The sequence below is a fragment of the Mycolicibacter virginiensis genome (assembly GCF_022374935.2).
In the GTDB taxonomy this organism is placed as follows: Bacteria; Actinomycetota; Actinomycetes; order Mycobacteriales; family Mycobacteriaceae; genus Mycobacterium; species Mycobacterium virginiense.
Genome location: NZ_CP092430.2, coordinates 523,795 through 544,765, shown reverse-complemented (window position 1 = coordinate 544,765; position 20,971 = coordinate 523,795). Strand labels below are relative to the sequence as shown.

Genomic DNA, 20,971 nt, shown 5'->3' with positions numbered 1-20,971 from the left:
GGCTGGCTGGGCGGGGCCTGCGCTGTCAACTCCCCCGCGGTGCAATCCGACTTCCACCCCGGGAAATCTCTTCCCTTGCGGCCTAGTGGCTCACGCCTTCGGTTCCACCTCGCCTCGTGGCTGGCGCCACTCGGCTCAGTGGCTCACACCTTCGGTTCCACCTCGCCTCGTGGCTGGCGCCACTCGGCTCAGTGGCTCACACCGTCGGTTCCACCTCGCCTCGTGGCTGGCGCCACTCGGCTCAGTGGCTCACACCGTCGGTTCCACCTCGCCTCGTGGCTGGCGCCACTCGGCTCAGTGGAACTGGCCCTCTTCGGTCGAGCCGGCCAGCGCCGTGGTCGACGAGGTCGGGTCGACGGTGGTGGCGATCCGGTCGAAGTAGCCCGCACCGACCTCGCGCTGGTGCTTGGTGGCGGTGTAGCCCCGCTCCTCGGCCGCGAACTCGCGCTCCTGCAGCTCCACGTAGGCGCTCATCTGCTTGCGGGCGTAGCCGTGGGCCAGATCGAACATCGAGTAGTTCAGCGCGTGGAAGCCGGCCAGCGTGATGAACTGGAACTTGAAGCCCATGGCGCCCAGCTCGTTCTGGAACTTCGCGATGGTCGCGTCGTCCAGGTGCTGCTTCCAGTTGAACGACGGCGAGCAGTTGTAGGCCAGCATCTGGTCCGGGAACTCAGCCTTGACGCCCTCGGCGAACTTCTTGGCCAGCTCCAGGTCCGGGGTACCGGTTTCCATCCAGATCAGGTCGGCGTAGGGCGCGTAGGCCTTGGCCCGCGCGATGCACGGCTCCAGACCGTTCTTGGTGTAGTAGAAGCCCTCCGCAGTCCGCTCACCGGTGATGAACGGCTGGTCGCGCTCGTCGACATCGGAGGTGATCAGGGTGGCGGCCTCGGCGTCGGTCCGGGCGATCACCACGGTCGGCACGTCGGCGACGTCAGCGGCCAGCCGGGCAGAGGTCAGGGTGCGGATGTGCTGCTGGGTGGGGATCAGCACCTTGCCGCCCAGGTGGCCACACTTCTTCTCCGAGGCCAGCTGGTCCTCCCAGTGTGAACCTGCGACACCGGCGGCGATCATCGCCTTCTGCAACTCGTAGACGTTGAGGGCGCCACCGAAGCCGGCCTCGCCGTCGGCCACGATCGGGGCCAGCCAGTTGTCCACCGAGGTGTCGCCCTCGACCTTGGCGATCTCGTCGGCACGCAGCAGCGCGTTGTTGATCCGGCGCACCACCTGCGGCACCGAGTTGGCCGGGTAGAGGCTCTGGTCGGGGTAGGTGTGGCCGGACAGGTTGGCGTCACCGGCGACCTGCCACCCGGACAGGTAGATGGCCTTCAGCCCGGCCCGCACCTGCTGGACGGCCATGTTGCCGGTCAGCGCGCCCAGGGCGTTGATGTAGTCCAGGTCATGCAGCTGCTCCCACAGCACCTCGGAGCCGCGACGGGCCAGGGTGTGCTCCTCGACGACGTGGCCCTGGAGCGCGACGACATCCTCGGCGGAGTAGGTGCGGGTGACACCCTTCCAACGCGGGTTGTGGTCCCAGTCGTGCTGGATCTGCTCGGGGCTCTTCGGCGTGCCAACGGTCGACATAGGATGCGCTCCTTTGCGTTCTCGATCGGCCGGGGTCGCCGGACCCGAGAATTGCTTCCCGGCTTTGCTAACACCCCGATCGATTCACTGGTGTGTTAATGCGACCTTGACACAGGACATCTCCCCAGGTCCAGCCGTTTCCGTTGCCAACTTCAGCCATGCATCGCGAACAAATTGCAAAGTTTGCGAAGAACCGTGAGGAAACCCCGTCGCGAAATCAGGCCAAAAGCTACCGGTCGGTAACATATCCACACTGGTCAGCGCAGGTTTTAGCAGTACGCCCGTACTGACTAGAACGTGTTACAGCGGGAAGATCGCGGCGAGGGCTTTGACCTCTTCGCCCACGAGGTATGTGAGCGTTCTAACAGTGCGATCGACCAGTCCGGGCCCGAACTGATCAGTCGATCCAGCCGGGTGGACGTGGGAGACGATCTCTAGTTTGTCGCCCAGCGCGACCGCCGCGTCGTGCTCCAGCGTGACCCGCAGAGGCGCGTCGAGCAGCTCGGGGTAACCCGACAGGTAGTCCTCGACCACGCTCCAGTACACCGAGTTGTTCATATGGTCGAACAGATCGATGTCGGTGAACCGAATCGGGTATTCGTGGATCTCGTCCGCATCCTCACGACCACCGGCCTTCAGATAAGCCTTCCAGCGCAGCCGATCAACGGTGGTGGTGCGCTTCAGCCCGGCCAGGAAGTCCTCGGACATCCGCGCCGGCCCCTGCGTCTCGCGGTTGATGTTGATCCAGAACGCTTCGGATTCGATCAGCCCACCCTTGCGGCCATCGATGCGAACCCGCATCTCACACCACCGGTTGGAGGTACCCGAACACCAACGCCGCATCCGCAGCATGTCCTGAAACTCGATCGGTGCGATCAGGTCCATCATGGTGCGCCGGACGATCCACAGCGGGTGGGTCTCCTGATATCCGCCCTCGCGCAACTGATCCTGGCCGATGTCCTGGATGTGGCGAGCCGCCGCATCCATCCGCAGGCGGCCCAGGCGGTCGATGTCGGCGACCCGCAACGGCCACTGTCGGTCGAACACGTCGGGATGTGGGTCCGGCACCGGCATCAAAACCTTGGCCAGGCCGATCGGCTCCTGCATCTGCTGCATCGCTGCTCCCGTGGTCTTTCCCTGAGCGGATCATGCCATGCCAACAATGCGAATGCCGCCTTCGCAGCAGGTAGGCTCGATGAGGTGGCCAAGACGTATGTCGGCGCCCGGGTGCGCCAGCTGCGCAGCGAACGCGGGTTCAGTCAGGCTGCGTTGGCCCAGATGCTCGAGATCTCACCGAGCTACCTCAACCAGATCGAGCATGACGTTCGTCCGCTGACCGTCGCGGTGCTGCTGCGAATCGCCGAGGTCTTCGGTGTGGACGCCAGCTTCTTCGCCTCCCAGGACGACACCCGGCTGGTCGCCGAGCTGCGCGAGGTCGCCATGGACCGCGACCTCGACATCGATGTGGACCTGGCCGAGGTGGCCGAAATGGTCAGTGCCCACCCCAAATTGGCCCACGCGATGGTCAACCTGCACCGCCGCTACCGCATCACCACGGCCCAACTCGCCGCGGCCACCGAGGAGCGCTTCTCCGACGGCAGCGGCACCGGCGCGATCACCATGCCGCACGAGGAGGTCCGCGACTACTTCTATCAGCGCCAGAACTACCTGCACGAACTCGACACCGCCGCAGAAGATCTGGCCACCCGGATGCGCCGACACCAGGGCGAATTGGCCGTCGAGCTGGCCAATCGGCTCACCGAGGTGCACGGGGTGCACATCAACCGTCGCATTGACCTAGGCGAAACGGTGCTACACCGCTACGACGCGGAAACCCGCACCCTGGACATCTCCAACCACCTGTCCTGGGGACAGCGTGTATTCAAGATGGCCGCCGAACTGGCCTATTTGGAATTCGACGATCAGATCTCGGCCATGGTGGAAGAGGGAAAGTTCACCTCGAAGGATTCCCGCACGCTGGCCCGGCTCGGGCTGGCCAACTACTTCGCGGCGGCGATCGTGTTGCCCTACGGTCAGTTCCACGACAGCGCCGAGACATTCCGCTATGACATCGAACGGCTGTCGGCTTTCTACCGTGTCAGCTACGAGACCATCGCTCACCGGCTCTCCACCCTGCAGCGGCCGTCGATGCGGGGCGTGCCGTTCTCCTTCGTCCGGGTCGATCGAGCCGGCAATATGTCAAAACGGCAGTCAGCCACCGGCTTTCATTTCTCCTCCAGCGGCGGTACCTGCCCGCTGTGGAACGTCTACGAGTCGTTCGGCAACCCGGGAAAGATCCTGGTGCAGATCGCCGAGATGCCCGACGGCCGCAAGTACATGTGGGTGGCCCGCACCGTGGAACGTCGCGCCTCGCGCTGGGGCCAACCGGACAAGACCTTCGCGATCGGGCTCGGTTGCGAACTGCGCCACGCACACCGGCTGGTCTACTCCGAAGGCCTGGATCTGGCGTCCGGCCACGACGTCCCGGCCACCCCGATCGGGGTGGGCTGCCGCGTCTGCGACCACGACAACTGCCCGCAGCGAGCCTTCCCCGCGTTGGGCCGTGACCTGGATCTCAACGAACATCGCAGCACTGTCTCGCCGTATCTGGTAAAGCAACAGCGGTGACTGTTCGTATCCCCGATTCTCCCGGCCTGCGCGACCTCGGTGTCACGAACTGGCTGGTCTGCAAAGTCGTCGCCCTGCGCCAGCACGTGCCCCGGGCGCACCTGTTCACCACCCTCGGCCAGCACCGGCGGCTGATGTGGTCCTGGCTGCCGTTCGGCGGGATGCTCATGCGCGGCGGCAAGCTCTCCAACCGCGACACCGAGTTGGTAATCCTGCGGGTGGGGCACCTGCGCGACAGCCAGTACGAACTGCAGCACCATCGCCGGATGGCCCGGGCGGTCGGTATCGATGACGCCACCCAGACACTGATCTTCGAAGGCCCCGGCGCGGACGGGCTCACCGACCGGCAGCGGGTCTTGCTGACCGGCGTCGACGAACTGGTTCAGACCCGCACGCTCTCGGATGCCACCTGGGCACAGCTGGCCGAACATCTGGATCGTCCCCGACTGATCGAATTCGTCATGCTGACCAGCCAATACGACGCACTGGCCGCCACCTTGAGCGCACTGCGGGTGCCGCTGGACTTCGATGAGTAGTCCTGCGTGACAGCTACCGTGAACCACGACCTGGCCGTCGCCGGGGGCGGGGTGCTGCTGATCGCAGCGGTCCTGATCGTGGTCGGGCGCGCGCTGGCACGACGGGGGGCCAGCCCGTTGGTCACCCGCAAGGTCCCGCACGCGCTGTGCGGATTGTTCGCCGCCCTGGCGGCCTTCCAGTTGTCGCACGGAGTGGTGGTGGCGGGCGTGCTGGCGGCGGCGACGGTGGCCTTGACGGTCATCGTAGAGCGCGGTCTGATCCCGGTCCCCGGCGTCTTCGACGGCACCCGGTCGCGCGATTACGGACTGGTGGGCTTCGCCGCCGGGGCGTTGGTCGCGGTGCTGGCGTTCTGGCCGGATCGGGTCGCCATCGCTGCCGGCGTGGTGGTGCTGGGGCTGGCCGACGCCGGTGCGGCGCTGATCGGGGACCGCTACGGCAGGCACCGGGTCGAAGCCGGCGGCGGGGTGCGCTCATTGGAGGGGTCGGTGGCCTTCGTGGCCATCGCGTTCGCCGTGTCGTGGGTGTTCTGCCGGGTCGGTCTTGAACTGAATACGTTTATGGCGGTGTCGGTTTCGCTGTTCGTCGCGATGACCACCGCCGCTGTGGAACTTCTGGTGCTGCCGGCGGCAGACAACCTGCTGATCACGCCGTGGGTCGCGCTGCTGCTGCACGTGGCGCGGGAGCTGTCGACCGACGACGCGCTGCGGTGGCTGGCCGCGGTGGTATTCGGCTGCGCCATCGTGCCGTTCATGCTGCGGATGCGCTGGCTGGATCTACCCGGAGCGCTCAGTGGCGGCCTGATCGCCGGAGTGGCCGTCGGCCTCGGCGGATGGGCTTGGATCATCCCGGCCGCGTTGTTCTTCTCGCTGACCAGCTTGCTCACCGCGTATCGCCGCCCGGTCCGGACCGGGGGCATGCGCACCATGAGCCAGGTCGCGGTGAATGCCGGCCTGCCGGTGCTGGTTCCGGTCATCGGCTATGCGTTCACCGGTGATCCGCTCTGGTACGCCGTGTCGATCGGCGGGATCGCGGCCGGCATCGCCGATTCCTGGGCCTCGGAGATCGGGCGATTCTCGTCCCATGAGCCGCTGTCGCTGCGCACCTGGGCCCGGGTGCCCAAGGGCACCTCGGGAGCGGTATCCCCGCTGGGTTCGGGTGCGACGGTGCTCGGGGCGCTGGCCGTCGGCGCGTTCGGCGCCCTGTTCGGCGGCCTCGCGATGGTGCCGGTGGGTCTGGCGGCCGGCGTCGTCGGCTCCCTGGCCGACACCCTGATCGGCGCCACGGTGCAGGCCCGCTTCGTCTGCGCGACGTGCGGCGCCACGGTGGAGGACGACATGCACTGCGGCGCGCCGACGCAGCCTTCCACCGGCTGGCGGTGGGTGGGCAACGACGCGGTCAACGCCTGTGCGAACGTGGCCGGCATGGTGGTGGGATACGGGGTTTTCGCGCTTCTCGGGGGTTGAGCGCCGGTCACGAATCGAGCGCGTCGAGCTGATGCGGGCAATATGTCCGCGCGGCGATCGTCACGAACATCGCCGCGCCGTGCAGCGTCAATGCCGGGTCAGCAGCTCGCAGGTCATTGAGCACCTGCAGAGCCGTTTCGCCGTGATTGGCCAACCGGCACACCGTTTTGCCGGCCTCGACGGCTCCGTTGTCGTCGGGATAGGCGATCCCCGCCTTCTGCAGCTCGGCGAGGAAGGCCGAATCGTCGCCCGTCGGGTCGGCGGCCTCGGTGGGCTGCGCGTGCACGGGCACGGCGACCCTGATCCCCGTCGCGATACCGAGAAGCACCAGCCGAAATTTCCTCACGTCGCCACTACGGTTCCGCGTAGTCGCGCGCGTTCGTGCCTACCTGACCGGGAATCACCGCAGCTTCGTCGTCATCCAGGACGTGAACCGCGTGGATACCGGGTTTCAAGGTCAGCTCCGCAACGAGGTCATCGAGGCCGGCTTCATCGACGGTCCAGTGCTGCACCGCGTCGGGCTGTTCCTGCAGACATTCGATAACGCGGTCGAGTTGAACCGGCTCTTTGAGTCGCTTGGCGGTGGATACCTTCGATGGAACTTTGGCCGAGCTGACGACCCGAGCGACTGGGCTGCCCAGCATGCCGCCGGTCATACTGCCCAATGCCGCCTCAGTGGGAAGGGTTGCCGGCAATCCTGCCGCCGGAACCGCTGCCGCGCCGGCGCCCGGGAGGGCAGCGGAGGCCAGCCTGATGGCCGGGGTGACGCCTGCCCAGCTCGGTGGCACCGACAGCGCCCCGACCGCCGGCGCGCTGCCCGCACTGGCCGAAAGGGTGGTTGTCCCACCGCCAGCCGGGGATCTCAGTCCTGGCCCGGAAAGTCCGGCATGCAGCGGCGACTTCGAGACGGTGACCACCGGTGCTCGGTAGAAGTTCTTGAACTGCCCGATGCCTAGGCTGGTCGTACTGTTGACGACGTTGGTCCAGGTCGCTTGGTTGCCTATGGTCTGGGCGAAACCGAAGAATGCTTCCCACAGGGCCGATGCAGGTGCTCCCAGCAATGCCTCCCAGAAACTCTTGTAGCCCGCGGTGAGGTCGTTGATGAGATCGAGTATCGGCTGCAGGGCGCCCGCCGCAGCGGTACCAGGCGCAGTGGTGGCCTGCGCGGCGCCGCTTCTGGTTTGAGGTGGTTTGGTGAACAGGGTCAACCGGGTCCCGGTGGCGGTCGACGCGTTGGCGTACCCGATCATCGCGACGACATCTTGCGCCCACATCTGTCCGTACTGAGCTTCGGTGGCTGCGATCGCCGCGGAGTTCTGCCCGACGAGGTTGGTTGCCATCAGCGACATCAGCTGACTGCGGTTGGCCGCGATCATCGCGGGTGGCACTGTGGCCGCGAGCACCGCCTCATAGGCCGCGGCGGCGGCCCGGGCCTCGGCCGCGGCCTGCGCTGCCTGACCGGCCGTGGTCGACAGCCAGCTCAGATAAGGCGCGACGGCGGCCGCCATGGACACCGACGAGGGCCCCAGCCACGCCTCGCCCGCCAACCCGGCGATCACCGAGCCATAGGCAGCCGCCGCCGAGTTCAGCTCCGCGGCCAACCGGTCCCACGCGGTGGCCGCCTCCAGCAGTGATCCGGCACCCGGTCCGGTATAGATCTGACCGGAGATGACCTCCGGCGGCCGCGCGGCGAAATCCCCGAGGACCATTGCTCTTTCCTTCCTTAGCCCCGTAGCCGCGGGCTATTTCCGGTTCGGCGGGATGACGATGACGGTGGATGTGGTGGCGATTTCCTCGGCAACCTCCTCGCTGGTGAGGCGGCCGGATCCGCCAGCGAGCACGCGGCTGACCGGGCGGCCGGCCACGCGGGCGCCCGCAGGCGCACTCCGGCCGGCCGGCCCGGACATCGCCGTGGTGGCACCACCTCCGAGCGCCCGCCCGGCGACGCTCGACAGGGCCATCTCGCCGAACATGGCGCTCTGCGCCTCACCGGCAAGCGCAGGACCGGTGCTGGCCGCTCCTTCATCGAAGGCCGTCGTCACCGCACGGATCGCGGGGACGGTCGCGGCCCAATTCTGCGGAACAGACAGCGATCCGATCAGCCCCGCCCGTGCCACCACCGCCGTCGGCGTCGCCAGGTGCGGGAATGGCTTGGTCAGCAGCTCGCTGGAGAGCAGCGGCGTCAGGAGGCCTGTCGGCATCTTGGGATTGAGGAACGGTCCCAGACTTTGTATGCCGGTGCCCAGGTTGGGAATGCTGATGCTGACCTGCCACCAGCTCTTCAGCAGACTCGCGAAGCCCAGCGGGGTGTAGGGCCCCGAAATCGTGTTGATGACATTGGTCAAAGTGTTCATGATCTCGGTCAGTCCGGCCCCAGCCGTCGTGGGCGCAGCAGCCCCGGCGGTAAGGCTTTGCACGACGGCGGCCCCAGACCCGGCGGCCGACGCCATCGCGTTCGGCGCAGCGGAATGCCCGGCGCTGTCGGTGGTGGGTGGCGGTGAGGCAAACATGCCCAGCCGGGTTGCGGCCGCGGAGGCTGCCGCATAGCCGTACATCGCCCCGGCATCCTGGGCCCACATCTCGGCATACTGGGCTTCGGCGGCGGCGATCGCCGCGGTGTTTTGCCCCAGAATGTTTGTCGCGATCAATGTCGCGGTCAGAATCCGGTTGTCCACGATCACCGGCGGTGGCACCGTCGCCGCAAAAGCGGCCTCGTAGGCGCCTGCCGCCGACTTGGCCTGCACAGCTGTCCGCTCGGCCTGCACCGCAGTGGCAGCCAACCACGCCGCATACGGTCCCGCCGCGGCAGCCATTGACTCCGACGAGGGGCCGTGCCAACCCGCGCTCGTCAAGTCTGCGATCACCGTCTCATAAGAGGCTGCCGCGGAATGCAGCTCGGTGGCCAACCCCGCCCAGGCACTGGCGACGGCAAGCATGGGCGCCGAACCGGGCCCGGAATAGATTCTGCCGGAGTTGATTTCAGGCGGTAACGCTCCGAAGTCGACCAACCAACCCTGAACACCCACCTGAACATTCCTCCGCGTCACGAAGGACTGCATGACTGGCAGTCCGGCACCCGATCCCCCCGCAGGGACCGTTGGCCGTCATTGACTCGTGACCGCGGTTCTGGCGACCCCACCGCCTCGTCGCGTCCACCTGTCGGCGACACGCCCAAAACTACGCGCAGTCTCCAAGCACTTGGCAGTTTCCCCGAAATTGCACATGCCGCCACACCGCCACGGCATCAGCAGCTGAGCCCGCCGTACCGCCGTCAGAAGTTGATCATGTGGCCGGTCAGGCCGTGGAAGCACTCCTGCAGCGCCTCGGACATGGTCGGGTGGGTGTGCACATTGCGGGCCAGCTCGTTGGCCGTCAGATCCCACTTCTGCGCCAGGGTCAGCTCCGGAAGCAACTCCGACACATCGTGGCCGACCAGGTGCCCGCCGATCAGCTCGCCATAGCGGGCGTCGGCGATCAACTTCACAAACCCGCTCGGGTCGCCCACACCATGCGCCTTGCCGTTGGCGGTGAACGGGAACTTCACCACCTTGACGTCGTAACCCTCGGCCTTGGCCTGCTCCTCGGTGAGCCCGAAGCTGGCCACCTGCGGCTGGCAGAAAGTTGCCCGCGGCATCATCCGGTAATCACCCAGCGACATGGTTTCGGCGCCGCCGATAGTCTCGGCGGCCACCACACCCTGCGCCTCGGCGACGTGCGCCAACTGCAGCAGCCCGGTGACGTCACCGATGGCATAGATGTGCGGCACCGAGGTCTGCAAGTACTCGCCGACGCCGATGGCGCGACGCTCGGTCAGGGCGACGCCCGCCGCCTCCAGTCCGTAGCCGTCGACGTTGGGGGCAAATCCGATGGCCTGCAACACTTTGTCGGCCTTGAGCTCCTCGGTCTGTCCGTCCTTGCTGACCGTGACCGTCACCTGGCCGCCGGCGCCGCTGTCCGAGATGGACTCGACCTTGGTTCCGGTGCGGATCTTGACGCCCAGCTTCTTGAACTGCTTCTCAATCTCCTTGGACACGTCGGCGTCCTCGTTGGGCAGCGCGCGCGGCAGGAACTCCACCACGGTGACGTCCACGCCGTAGTTGGCCAGCACGTAGGAGAACTCCATGCCGATCGCTCCGGCGCCGGCGATGATGATCGAGCTGGGCAGCTCCCGGCTCAGGATCAGTTGCTCGTAAGTGACAACGTTGTCCGACAGCGAGGTGCCCGGCACCAGCCGGGTACTCGACCCGGTGGCGATGATCGCGTTGGTGAACGTAACCGTCTCGGTACCACCGTCATTGAGGGCCACCGACAGCGTATTCGGGTCGGTGAACGTGCCGTAGCCGTGGATCTCGGTGATCTTGTTCTTCTTCATCAGGAAGTGCACGCCGGCCACCCGGCCCTCGGCGACCTTGCGGCTGCGGTCGAACGCGGCGCCGTAGTCGAAGGTGGCCGTGCCGCTGATCCCGAACGTGGCGGCCTCGCGCGAGAAGATGTGTGCCAGCTCGGCGTTGCGCAGCAGCGCCTTCGAGGGAATGCAGCCGACGTTGAGGCAGACCCCGCCCCAGTACTTCGGCTCGATGATGGCGGTGTTCAAGCCCAGCTGGGCGGCGCGAATGGCCGCAACATATCCGCCGGGACCAGCTCCAAGAACGACGACGTCATAGTGGGTCACGTGCCCACCCTAACGGGCCCTCGTCGCGGAGGCTCAGTACGGGATGATTCCGGCGACGCAGCGACTCACATGCTGGCAGTAGTAGTGCCCGTAGAGCGGCGCCGCGGCGACCGCGGCGGCGAACACCGCCGACATCAAGGCGATTGCCACCGCCGATACCAGCGGTTTCTCTCCCACCATCGCCACGATCAGCCCGGCGACCACGCACACCGCGGCATAGATCAGCACCACGAAGACGGCCGGTGTCTTGTCGGCCAGGCTGTACCACCAGGAGAACAGTCCCAGGCCGATCCCGGCTGCCGGTGTCCACACTGCCAACAGCACCAGGGCCAGCTGCCACCACTTCAGGAATTGGTATTGGCCGGTGAGGACCACCGGTTTGGGTGGCTTGGCCGGTGGCAGCGCGGATGCCGGCATGGGGCTTTCCGGGTCGGGCCACGGAATCGGCTCGTCACCGGTGTTCGGTTCGTCCCGCATCTCGGCCGGGCCGGGCAGCGGGACCGGGTGCGGCCCGGTGTCGAAGATCGGGGCCATATGCGGCTCGGTCATGGGCAGTGACCCGGTGTCGGTGGCTTCAGACACCCGACACCGCCTGAATCGCGGCCAGTGCGCCGAACCACCCGACCGCCATCGCGAGCAGAAACGCACCCAGGGCGGTTACCCACCGGCGCGAGGAGACGAACACCAGCACCAGGCCCGCGATGCTGGGCGCGCCGAGCACCAGCGTGATCGCGACGTCCGGGCGCAGCGGAGCGGTGATGACCAGGCTCAAGCCGATCCCGATCAAGACGCCGACCGCTACCCCGACCAGCATGGCGCTGCTCAACAACCAGGGGCGTGGCAGCGGAATCACACCACCAGATTTTACGGCGATCGCGCCGGTCAGCGTGGTAACGACCCGGTGATCACCGGGATTGTTTCCAGCAGTGTGTTCTCGTCGTCGGTGAAGGCCCGGCTACGGGTCAGAAACCGGATGCCCTCGGGTGCCTCCAGGCTGAACCCGGCCCCGCGGCCCGGGACCGCGTCGATGATCAGCTGGGTGTGCTTCCAGGCGGCGAACTGGGGACCGGAGATCCAGACCGGCACTTCGATGCCGGCTCTCCCGTTTTCCAGGTCCAGTATCCCGAGCAGCACGTCGTGGTCACCGATGATGAAGTCACCGTCGGGGTAGCACATCGGCGCCGACCCGTCGCAGCAGCCACCGGACTGGTGGAACATCACCGGACCGTGACGCGCCACCAGCCGCGCCACCAGCTCGGCGGCCGCCTCGGTGATCAGCACCCGGTCCGGTGCGTCCATCAGAACAGGCCCATCAAAAAAGACCCTGCGCCGACTGGGAGTAGGACACCAGCAGATTCTTGGTCTGCTGGTAGTGGTCGAGCACCATCTTGTGGTTCTCCCGGCCGATGCCGGACTGCTTGTACCCGCCGAACGCCGCGTGCGCGGGATAGGCGTGGTAGCAGTTGACCCACACGCGCCCGGCCTGGATGTCGCGACCGGCCCGGTAGGCGGTGTTGCCGTCGCGGCTCCACACCCCGGCGGCCAGCCCGTAGATGGTGTCGTTGGCGATGGCGATGGCGTCGTCGTAGTCGGTGAACGACGTCACCGACACCACCGGGCCGAAGATCTCCTCTTGGAAGACGCGCATCTTGTTGTGGCCGGCGAAGATCGTCGGCTGCACGTAGTAGCCGCCGGACAGCTCACCGCCCAGCTCGGCGCGTTCGCCGCCGGTGACGGTGGTGGCGCCCTCCTCCTTGCCGATCGCGATGTAAGACAGGATCTTCTCCAGCTGGTCGTTGGAGGCCTGCGCCCCGATCATCGTGGTGATGTCGAGCGGATCGCCCTGGCGGATCGCCTTGGTGCGGATCGCGGCCAGCTCCAGGAACTCGTCGTAGATGGGGGCCTGGACCAATGACCGCGACGGGCAGGTGCACACCTCGCCCTGGTTGAGGGCGAACCCGGCAAACCCTTCCAGCGCCTTGTCCTGGAAGTCGTCGTTGGCTGCCAGCACATCGGAGAAGAAGATGTTGGGGCTCTTACCGCCCAGCTCCAGGGTGACCGGAATGATGTTCTGGCTGGCGTACTGCATGATCAGCCGGCCGGTGGTGGTCTCGCCGGTGAAGCCGATCTTGGCGATCCGGTTGCTGGTCGCCAGCGGCTTGCCCGCCTCGACACCGAATCCGTTGACCACGTTGACGACTCCCGCCGGCAGCAGGTCGCCGATCAGGCTCATCAAATACAGGATCGAGGCGGGGGTCTGCTCGGCCGGCTTGAGCACCACCGCGTTGCCGGCGGCCAGGGCGGGCGCCAGCTTCCAGGCGGCCATCAACAGCGGGAAGTTCCACGGGATGATCTGGCCGACGACGCCCAGCGGCTCGTGGAAGTGGTACGCGACGGTGTCGTTGTCGAGCTGGCTCAGCGCACCCTCCTGGGTGCGGATCGCCGCGGCGAAGTAGCGGAAGTGATCCGCGGCCAGCGGGATATCGGCGGCCAGCGTCTCGCGGACCGGCTTGCCGTTGTCCCACACCTCGGCGACCGCCAGCTGCTCGCGGTGCGCATCGATCCGGTCGGCGATCTTGGTGAGAACGTCCGCCCGTTCGGCCGGGGACGCCTTGCCCCACGCCGGGGCGGCCGCATGTGCGGCGTCGAGCGCCAGGTCGATGTCGGCCGCCGTGGAGCGGGGGATCTCGCAGAACGGCTGACCGGTGACCGGTGTGGTGTTCTCGAAGTACTCACCGCCGACCGGTGCCACCCACTGCCCCCCGATGAAGTTCCCGTAGCGGGACTCGTAGCTCATCAGCGCGCCTGCGGAACCCGGACGTGCGAAAACGGTCATCGATGCTGCTCCTTAGCCGTGGGTGTTACTCACCTCACACTACCGTCGTGGTCACAATGACTTCCATGCCTGCGCATCCTGCCCGCGACTTTGACGACCCGTACCTGTGGCTGGAGGACGTTACCGGTGAGCAGTCACTGGACTGGGTGCGCTCCCACAACGATCCGACCGTCGACGAGTTCGCCGGCGACGACTTCGAAGCGATGCGCGCCACCGCGCGCGAGGTGCTCGACACCGACGCTCGTATCCCCTACGTACGACGTCGCGGCGAATACCTCTACAACTTCTGGCGTGATGCCACCAACCCGCGCGGCTTGTGGCGACGCACCACCTTGGACAGCTACCGCACCGACAGCCCGGAGTGGGATGTGGTCATCGACCTCGATGAGCTGGCCCGCGCCGACGACGAGAATTGGGTCTGGGGCGGCGCCAACGTGATCGAACCCCACCACACCCGGGCCCTGATATCGCTGTCCCGCGGCGGATCGGATGCCGTGGTGGTACGTGAATTCGACATGGCCACACGGGAATTCGTCGGGCCCGCCGGCCAAGGCTTCGAGCTTCCCGAGGCCAAGACGCGGATCGGCTGGGAGGACGACGACACCGTCTTGGTCGGCACCGATTTCGGCGCCGACTCGCTGACCGAGTCCGGATACCCCCGGATGGTGAAGCGATGGCGCCGCGGCCAGGATCTGGCGCAGGCGGAGACGGTGTTCACCGGGTCGGCCACCGATGTGGTGGTCGCCGCGGGCCGCGATCGCACCCCGGGATTCGAACGAACCATGGTGTCGCGGGCGATCGACTTCTTCAACGACGAAGTCTACGAACTGCGCGGCCTCCCCGGGCAGCAAGAGCTGATCCGCATCGACGCGCCTACCGACGCCTCGGTGTCGGTACACCGGCAATGGATCCTGATCGATCTGCGCACCGACTGGGACACCGGCACCGCGACCTATCGGGCCGGCTCGCTGTTGGCCGCGGACTACGACGAATTCCTTGCCGGCACAGCGCAGTGCAGCGTCATCTTCGAACCGGACGCCCACACCGCACTGCACCACTACGCGTGGACCCGCGATCGACTGATCCTGGTCACCCTGCACGACGTGGCCAGCCGGGTGGAGGTCGTCAGGCCCGGCGACTGGCAGCGGCGTCCCGTCGCCGAGGTACCGGCCAACACCAACACCGTGATCGCGGCCGCCGACGACACCGGCGACGAGATCTTCTTGGACTCAAGCGGATTCGATCGCCCGTCGCGACTGTTACACGGCCCTGTGGACGGGACACTGACCGAGATCAAGTCGGCTCCGGCGTTTTTCGATGCCGACGGACTCGCCGTCAGCCAGTACTTCGCCACCTCCAAAGACGGCACCGCGATCCCGTACTTCGTGGTGCGCCCGGCAAACGCCACCGGCGCGACACTGCTGGGCGGCTATGGCGGATTCGAGGTGGCGCGCACCCCGGGTTATGACGGCGTGCTGGGCCGGCTGTGGCTGGAGCGCGGCGGAACCTACGTGCTGGCCAACATCCGGGGCGGCGGCGAGTACGGGCCGGGTTGGCACACCCAGGCGATGCGCGCCGGACGGCACCTGGTGGCCGAGGATTTCGCAGCGGTGGCAACCGATCTGGTAGACCGCGGCATCACCCGCGTCGAGCAGCTCGGCGCGGTGGGCGGCTCCAATGGCGGGCTGCTGATGGGCATCATGCTCACCGCCTACCCACACCTGTTCGGCGCACTGGTGTGCCAGGTGCCGCTGCTGGACATGCGCCGCTACCACCTGCTGCTCGCCGGAGCTTCCTGGGTGGCCGAGTACGGCGACCCGGACGACCCCGACGAGTGGGACTTCATCAGTAAATACTCGCCGTACCAGAATATTTCAGCCGATGCCGACTACCCGCCGGTGCTGATCACCACCTCCACCCGCGACGACCGGGTGCATCCGGGGCATGCCCGGAAGATGACCGCGGCACTGCGGGACGCCGGGCATCGGGTCTGGTACTACGAGAACATCGAGGGCGGGCACGGTGGCGCGGCCGACAACGCACAGGCGGCGTTCAAGTCAGCGCTGAGCTTTTCGTTCCTGTGGCGGATGCTGGGCAATCAGGGCTGACAACGCCGTTCTCCCGGCCACCGAAGGTCAGGACTTGCGCAGTCCGCCGGCCAGCGCGATTCCCACCCCGACCAGCACCAACACCGCCCCGGTCGCCAGGGTCAGATTGAGCCACAGGTGCAGGCTGCCTTCGGCCACATCAGCCAGGGCATCGGTGATCCGGCGAATGTCGCCGGTCGCCTGGCTGAGCACCTGGTCGAGGAGGCGCCGCGCCACTTCGACGCCCGACCAGCCGACCGCACCCACCAGCAGCGCCGAAACACCCAGGCTCGCCAAGGCCCTGCCGCGATGCCGTGCCGCGATCAGCGTCAGGATCGCGCACAGTCCGGCCATTGCGCCCAGCACGACGGTGAGTAACGGTCCCCACACCGCGAGCCGGTGCAACCCGCCGGGCCGCATCACCTCGGTGGACGTCGACGTCAGCGGCACCGTCAACGAGGCGGGCAGCGTAATCGGGTAGTCGGACAACAGCTGCGCGAACGCGTCGTCACGCAGCATCGGTATCACGTCGATCTCCCAGGGACCGGGATCGCCGACGTTGAGCAGCCACGCGTGCCCGTCCCGGTTGACCCGGACGAACTGCGCCGGAAACGACGGCCCAGCGGTGAATTCGCGGGCGGCCTGACGTACCTCCGAGGGGTCGATGCCGAAGCCGCTCCCCCGGATCAGCTGCACCGTCTGAGCGCTCAGCTCTGCCGCCACCGCGTCTTGTAGGGCCGGTTGAGCCGCGGCACGGGCCGCCAGCCGGGCGTACCCGTCAGCATCGATGAGGTTGTACTGCGCCCACGCCGTCGGCAGCGCCACCACCAGGGTTGCGGTGGCGAGCAGCCAGAACAGCGTCGCGGTGAAGACGCGCACTATTTTGCGGTGCGGCGCGGCCGCGCCAGCGCCAGCTTGGTGAGCATCCGGTTGGTTCGCGCCAGCGTCTTCAGCGAGTTGTGGTAAAAGTTCCCGCCCGCGCCGACATTGGTGCGCGGCACGACGACGGTCTCCTGCCGACAGAACTTGCGGATGCCGTCCGCACCACCGAATCGCGCTCCGATGCCCGAGGTCTTCCAGCCACCCATCGGTGCCGTGGTGCACATCAGGTTGGAGATCACGTCGTTGACGTTCACCGCTCCGCAGTCCAGCTGCAGGGCAATGTCTTTGGCCCGCGAGACGTCACGAGAGAACACCGAGGCGCTCAACCCGTAGGAGCTGTCGTTGGCGAGTCGGATCGCCTCGTCGACGCTGGCGACCTTCATGATCGGCAGGGTCGGGCCGAAGGTCTCCTCGGTCATGCAGGCCATCGAGTGGTCGACGTCGACCAGCACGGTGGGCGGGTAGAAGCTGCCCGGACCGTTTGCCCGTTCCCCGCCGGTCAGTGCACGCGCTCCGGCGGCCACGGCTTCCTTGACGTGCCGCTCGGTGATGGCGAGTTGCTGGTCGCTGATCAAAGCGCCGAAGTGCTTGCCCTCGCCGGTGCCCATCTGCAACGCCTCGACATCGCGGACGACCGCGGCAACGAACTTGTCGTAGACAGGCTCCAGCACGTACACCCGCTCGACCGATACGCAGGTCTGCCCGGCGTTGAACATTGCGCCCCACACCGCGGCGTGCGCGGCCAGGTCGATGTCGGCGTCCTCGCACACGATCATCGGGTCTTTGCCACCGAGTTCGAGGCTGACCGGCACCAGCCGGCTGGCGGCCCGCTCGGCGACCTTGCGCCCGGTGGCGGTGGAGCCGGTGAACTGCACGTAGTCGGAGTTGTCGATCACCGCTTCGGCCACTTCGCGCGCACCCTGCACCACCGCGAAGACGTCCGGGGCGCCGGAGGCCAGCCAGCCCTGGCGCAGCACTTCGGCGGTGAGCGGGGTCTGCTCGGACGGCTTGAGCAGCACCGCGCAGCCGGCCGCCAAAGCGCCGATGGCATCCATCAGCGCGTTGGCCACCGGGTAGTTCCACGGCGCGATCACGCCGACCACCGGCCGAGGCCGGAAATGGATGGCGATCTTCTTGATGCTCATCACGGGCAGCGGCGCCGGCCGGGTCTCCGGGGCCACCGCCTTCTCCATCACCTTGATCACGTACGACAGGATCATGATCAGCAGGGGCACCTCTTGCGCGGCATCGGTGCTGGACTTGCCGGTCTCGGCGATCAGCAGCTTCTCGATCTCGTCCCGGTTGTCGCCGAGCCACAAAGCGAAACGGGCCAGGGCCTTGGCCCGGCCCTTGGCGCCGCGGTGCTCCCACTCCCGTTGCGCGGTGCGCAGCCCGGCCGCGATCTTTTCGACGTCAGCAGGGTCGGTCCACTGGACCTCGCCGGCAGTCTCCCCGGTGGCGGGGCTGAACACGGTTCCGGTGCCGGTGAAGGCGGCAACTGAGTTGGTGGCGGTCATGGCGCCATGCTAGTCCGAGCTGTGACCCGGATCGCACCGGGCCTCGACACGTGTCAAGTCTGGGGAGAACCCTGGCTTTTTATGCCCCGCAGGTACGCGGCCTGCCCCAGATGCTGGGCGCAGTCGTCGATGATGCTGACCAGCCGGACCCCCGCGGTCACCGGCGGATCCCAATGGGTGTCGACGACCCGAGCCAGTTCGTCGGCGGTGACGCCGTCGAGGTAGCCCAGAGTCAGCTGATGCACGTCGCGGTAATAGCCCGCCAGCAGGCCTGCCGGGGCATGAACCTTGGCGACATCGTCGGGGCTATGCCCATAGCCACTGTCATCACGCGGCAGGTCCAGCCCGAACCGGTCCACCCAGCCGTCGCGGGTCCACACCTGCTCCACGCCGGCTACCTGGGCAATCTGAATGTCCTGCACCCGCGCGCTGTGCCAGAGCAGCCACGCGATGCTGTTGGCCTGCGCCGTCGGCCGATAGTCGGCCACCTCATCGGTGAGCCCGTCAGTCAGTTCGTCGGCGTGCTCGATCAGCCGGGTGAATGCGTCGCGGAGCAGCACCTGCAGAGCGGCGTTTGTGTCGTTCTCCGTCATACCGCCCGACGCTACGCCTGGTGGCAGACCGCCTCGACGTTGTTGCCGTCCGGATCGCGGACGAAGGCGCCGAAATAGCCGGGGTGATATTCGGGCCACAGCCGCGGTGCGTGCAGGGACTCGGCACCCAGTTGCACGGCGGCGTCGTAGAACGCCCGCACCTGCTCGGGGTCAGCGGCGCTGAAGGCGACGTGGACCTCGCGGTTGGGGCCGGAGGCATCACCCGCGCTGGCGTCGGCGATCCAGAACGTCGGCTTTCCGTCTCGTCCATAGCCGAGCGCCACACCGACATCCAGCTGACGCGTGTAGCCCAAGACGCCAAGCACCGCGTCGTAAAACTGCTGCGATTTGGCGTAGTCGATGCAGTTGATGCCCACGTGGTCGATCACGGAATACATCCTGGCATGAGGAACCGCAGGGTCGTAGATTAACGAGATGAGCCCCGACGTCGTGGTCCGCAACGGCACGATTGTCGACGGACTGGGCGGACAGCCCTACGTCGGCGACGTTGCGATCCGCGACGGAGTCATCACCGAGATCGGCGAGGTATCCGGCGATTCCCGCCACGTCATCGACGCCACCGGACTGCTGGTCACACCGGGATTCGTCGACCTGCACACGCACTACGACGGACAGTCCATCTGGTCGGATCGGCTCAATCCCTCCTCGGCGCATGGCGTGACGACGGCCCTGATGGGCAATTGCGGGGTGGGTTTCGCGCCGTGCCGGATCGGCGACCATGACGTGCTGGTGGATCTGATGGCCGGCGTCGAAGACATACCCGGTGTGGTGATGACCGACGGACTGCCGTGGACCTGGGAGACCTTTCCGCAGTTCATGGACGCCGTCGACCAGCGTCCGCGCGATATCGATGTCGCAGCGTTCCTGCCGCATTCACCGCTGCGCGTTTACGTGATGGGCCAGCGCGGTGTGGACCGCGAACCGGCCACGCCTGCAGATCTAGTACAGATGCGCCGACTGGCCCAAGAGGCCGCCGAGGCTGGCGCGCTGGGGTTCTCGTCGTCACGGTTGATGACCCACCGCACCAAGACCGGCACGCAGATCCCCAGCTATGACGCCTCCTATGCCGAGATCCTCGCGATCAGCCGCGGCCTGGCCGACGGCGGGGGCGGGCTGATCCAGTTCGTCCCGGATCTGCCCGAAGGCACCTACCAGCCTGTCCTGCAACAGGTTTTCGACGCGGCCACCGAAGCAGGACTGCCCGTCACGTTCAGCTTGCTGATCGGCAATGCCGGTGCACGGCTCTGGCGTGACGCGATGGACATGGTGGAGAAGGCCAACGGCTCCGGAGCCGCGATCACCGCGCAGATCTTTCCCCGCCCGATCGGACTGATGATCGGACTGGACCTGAGCATCCACCCGTTCGTGCTGTACCCGAGCTACCAGAAGCTCGCTCGCCTGCCGCTGGCGGAACGGGTCGCCGAGATGCGTAAACCGGAGGTGCGGCACCGGATTCTGTCCGACGGACCGACGATCGTCCCGACCAACCCGCTCGCCTACCTGGCCCAGTCCTGGGAGTGGACTTTCCCGCTCGGCGACGACCCCGATTACGAACCGGAGCGAGCGAAAAGCATTGCGGCACGGGCCAGAGCACGCGGCGTCTCGCCGGTCGAGGAGGTCTATGACCGGCTGCTCGACGACGGCGGGCACGCGATCCTGCTCGATGCACTGGCCAATTTCGAAAACAATTCACTGGACACCGTCGGCGCTCTGATGCGGCGCGACGACGTCGTGCTGGGCTTGGGAGACGGCGGGGCCCACTACGGAATGATCTGCGACTCCAGCTTTCCCACCTATGTGCTGACCCATTGGGCCCGGGACCGCGCATCGGGACGACTCAGTATCGAGGCAGCGATCCGCGAACTGACGTCCACACCGGCCCGGATCGCCGGACTCGACGATCGAGGTCGCATCGCGGTGGGCTACAAGGCCGATCTCAACGTCATCGACCACCAGAACCTGCGGCTGCACAAGCCGGTGGTCACCTATGACCTGCCGGCAGGTGGACGCCGGTTGGATCAGACCGCCGACGGCTACGTCGCGACGATCGTCTCTGGCGAGGTCATCGCCGAGAACGGCAAGCCGACCGCGGCCCGGCCCGGCAAGCTGGTGCGCGGCCGTCAACCCGCGCCGGCCTGACTGTCCGCCGGGTTC

General features: G+C 67.0%; 19 protein-coding genes. 5 read left to right on the top strand and 14 right to left on the bottom strand.

The genetic code is table 11. From position 1 onward, the window contains the following. Nucleotides 1-294: 294 nt before the first annotated feature. Nucleotides 295-1,581, bottom strand: a complete 1,287-nt coding sequence (gene aceA / locus MJO54_RS02685; RefSeq protein ID WP_046283134.1) for an isocitrate lyase — start codon at nt 1,579-1,581, stop codon at nt 295-297. A gap of 300 nt (nt 1,582-1,881) precedes the next feature. Next, nucleotides 1,882-2,697, bottom strand: a complete 816-nt coding sequence (locus MJO54_RS02680) for an acyl-[acyl-carrier-protein] thioesterase (RefSeq protein WP_046283133.1) — start codon at nt 2,695-2,697, stop codon at nt 1,882-1,884. An 84-nt stretch (nt 2,698-2,781) separates the two neighbouring features. On the opposite strand from MJO54_RS02680, the gene ramB reads away from it, so the two are divergent. Genes ramB through MJO54_RS02665 form a run of 3 tightly spaced genes read left to right on the top strand, consistent with a single transcriptional unit; the run spans nt 2,782 to nt 6,209 of the window. Next, the gene (gene ramB, locus MJO54_RS02675) at nt 2,782-4,209 is read left to right on the top strand and encodes an acetate metabolism transcriptional regulator RamB (protein ID WP_046283132.1); all 1,428 of its coding nucleotides are present in this window, start codon (nt 2,782-2,784) and stop codon (nt 4,207-4,209) included. Further along, nucleotides 4,206-4,745, top strand: a complete 540-nt coding sequence (locus tag MJO54_RS02670; RefSeq protein WP_046283131.1) for a carboxymuconolactone decarboxylase family protein — start codon at nt 4,206-4,208, stop codon at nt 4,743-4,745. Before ramB ends, MJO54_RS02670 begins: the two co-directional genes overlap by 4 nt. Nucleotides 4,746-4,751: 6 nt before the next feature. Continuing rightward, complete coding sequence (locus MJO54_RS02665) at nt 4,752-6,209, top strand: DUF92 domain-containing protein (RefSeq protein WP_234821610.1); 1,458 nt, start codon at nt 4,752-4,754, stop codon at nt 6,207-6,209. 7 nt (nt 6,210-6,216) lie between these two features. On the opposite strand, the gene MJO54_RS02660 is transcribed toward MJO54_RS02665, so the two are convergent. The 8 genes from MJO54_RS02660 to exaC all read right to left on the bottom strand — a co-directional run bounded on the left by MJO54_RS02660 (nt 6,217) and on the right by exaC (nt 13,717). Next, nucleotides 6,217-6,555: a DUF732 domain-containing protein gene (locus tag MJO54_RS02660; RefSeq protein ID WP_046283129.1), complete on the bottom strand. Its 339-nt coding sequence runs from the start codon at nt 6,553-6,555 to the stop codon at nt 6,217-6,219. 7 nt (nt 6,556-6,562) lie between these two features. Continuing rightward, nucleotides 6,563-7,918, bottom strand: coding sequence for a PPE family protein (locus tag MJO54_RS02655; protein WP_046283128.1), 1,356 nt, complete (start codon nt 7,916-7,918; stop codon nt 6,563-6,565). Between the two features lie 33 nt (nt 7,919-7,951). Then, nucleotides 7,952-9,268 carry a PPE family protein gene (locus MJO54_RS02650; RefSeq protein WP_046283127.1) on the bottom strand — a complete coding sequence of 439 codons (1,317 nt, stop codon included), beginning with the start codon at nt 9,266-9,268 and terminating at the stop codon, nt 7,952-7,954. A gap of 212 nt (nt 9,269-9,480) precedes the next feature. Continuing rightward, nucleotides 9,481-10,881: a dihydrolipoyl dehydrogenase gene (gene lpdA, locus MJO54_RS02645; protein ID WP_046283126.1), complete on the bottom strand. Its 1,401-nt coding sequence runs from the start codon at nt 10,879-10,881 to the stop codon at nt 9,481-9,483. A gap of 33 nt (nt 10,882-10,914) precedes the next feature. After that, nucleotides 10,915-11,463 carry a hypothetical protein gene (locus tag MJO54_RS02640; RefSeq protein ID WP_105295647.1) on the bottom strand — a complete coding sequence of 183 codons (549 nt, stop codon included), beginning with the start codon at nt 11,461-11,463 and terminating at the stop codon, nt 10,915-10,917. Further along, nucleotides 11,456-11,734 carry a putative holin gene (locus MJO54_RS02635; protein WP_064891224.1) on the bottom strand — a complete coding sequence of 93 codons (279 nt, stop codon included), beginning with the start codon at nt 11,732-11,734 and terminating at the stop codon, nt 11,456-11,458. Before MJO54_RS02635 ends, MJO54_RS02640 begins: the two co-directional genes overlap by 8 nt. A gap of 29 nt (nt 11,735-11,763) precedes the next feature. After that, entirely contained in the window at nt 11,764-12,180 is a 417-nt protein-coding gene (locus MJO54_RS02630; protein ID WP_046283124.1) for a DUF779 domain-containing protein, read from the bottom strand. A 13-nt stretch (nt 12,181-12,193) separates the two neighbouring features. After that, complete coding sequence (gene exaC / locus MJO54_RS02625) at nt 12,194-13,717, bottom strand: acetaldehyde dehydrogenase ExaC (protein ID WP_046283123.1); 1,524 nt, start codon at nt 13,715-13,717, stop codon at nt 12,194-12,196. Nucleotides 13,718-13,782: 65 nt separating this feature from the next. Between exaC and MJO54_RS02620 the strand changes: the two genes are divergently transcribed. After that, a complete protein-coding gene (locus tag MJO54_RS02620; RefSeq protein ID WP_065152631.1) occupies nt 13,783-15,825 on the top strand; it encodes a prolyl oligopeptidase family serine peptidase in 2,043 nt (680 codons plus the stop codon). A gap of 27 nt (nt 15,826-15,852) precedes the next feature. Here the strand turns inward: MJO54_RS02620 and MJO54_RS02615 are convergent, their stop codons facing one another. The 4 genes from MJO54_RS02615 to MJO54_RS02600 are packed head-to-tail and all read right to left on the bottom strand — an operon-like array spanning nt 15,853 to nt 19,185. Beyond that, on the bottom strand, nt 15,853-16,683 hold the full coding sequence (locus tag MJO54_RS02615; RefSeq protein WP_046283121.1) for a hypothetical protein: 831 nt from the start codon (nt 16,681-16,683) through the stop codon (nt 15,853-15,855). Then, complete coding sequence (locus tag MJO54_RS02610; RefSeq protein WP_046283120.1) at nt 16,683-18,203, bottom strand: aldehyde dehydrogenase family protein; 1,521 nt, start codon at nt 18,201-18,203, stop codon at nt 16,683-16,685. Before MJO54_RS02610 ends, MJO54_RS02615 begins: the two co-directional genes overlap by 1 nt. Nucleotides 18,204-18,256: 53 nt before the next feature. Further along, nucleotides 18,257-18,796, bottom strand: a complete 540-nt coding sequence (locus MJO54_RS02605) for a mycothiol transferase (protein WP_105295646.1) — start codon at nt 18,794-18,796, stop codon at nt 18,257-18,259. A gap of 11 nt (nt 18,797-18,807) precedes the next feature. Next, the gene (locus MJO54_RS02600; RefSeq protein WP_105295654.1) at nt 18,808-19,185 is read right to left on the bottom strand and encodes a VOC family protein; all 378 of its coding nucleotides are present in this window, start codon (nt 19,183-19,185) and stop codon (nt 18,808-18,810) included. Nucleotides 19,186-19,231: 46 nt separating this feature from the next. On the opposite strand from MJO54_RS02600, the gene MJO54_RS02595 reads away from it, so the two are divergent. Next, nucleotides 19,232-20,956, top strand: a complete 1,725-nt coding sequence (locus MJO54_RS02595) for an N-acyl-D-amino-acid deacylase family protein (RefSeq protein WP_046283118.1) — start codon at nt 19,232-19,234, stop codon at nt 20,954-20,956. Nucleotides 20,957-20,971 lie beyond the last annotated feature (15 nt).

Excerpts from the sequence above, each read along its gene's own strand:
- MJO54_RS02595 (WP_046283118.1), top strand. The coding sequence starts at position 19,232 with ATGAGCCCCGACGTCGTGGTCCGCAACGGCACGATTGTCGACGGACTG.
- MJO54_RS02630 (WP_046283124.1), bottom strand. The coding sequence starts at position 12,180 with ATGGACGCACCGGACCGGGTGCTGATCACCGAGGCGGCCGCCGAGCTG.
- MJO54_RS02605 (WP_105295646.1), bottom strand. The coding sequence starts at position 18,796 with ATGACGGAGAACGACACAAACGCCGCTCTGCAGGTGCTGCTCCGCGAC.
- MJO54_RS02610 (WP_046283120.1), bottom strand. The coding sequence starts at position 18,203 with ATGACCGCCACCAACTCAGTTGCCGCCTTCACCGGCACCGGAACCGTG.
- aceA (WP_046283134.1), bottom strand. The coding sequence starts at position 1,581 with ATGTCGACCGTTGGCACGCCGAAGAGCCCCGAGCAGATCCAGCACGAC.
- MJO54_RS02650 (WP_046283127.1), bottom strand. The coding sequence starts at position 9,268 with ATGCAGTCCTTCGTGACGCGGAGGAATGTTCAGGTGGGTGTTCAGGGT.
- exaC (WP_046283123.1), bottom strand. The coding sequence starts at position 13,717 with ATGACCGTTTTCGCACGTCCGGGTTCCGCAGGCGCGCTGATGAGCTAC.
- MJO54_RS02620 (WP_065152631.1), top strand. The coding sequence starts at position 13,783 with ATGCCTGCGCATCCTGCCCGCGACTTTGACGACCCGTACCTGTGGCTG.
- MJO54_RS02655 (WP_046283128.1), bottom strand. The coding sequence starts at position 7,918 with ATGGTCCTCGGGGATTTCGCCGCGCGGCCGCCGGAGGTCATCTCCGGT.
- MJO54_RS02680 (WP_046283133.1), bottom strand. The coding sequence starts at position 2,697 with ATGCAGCAGATGCAGGAGCCGATCGGCCTGGCCAAGGTTTTGATGCCG.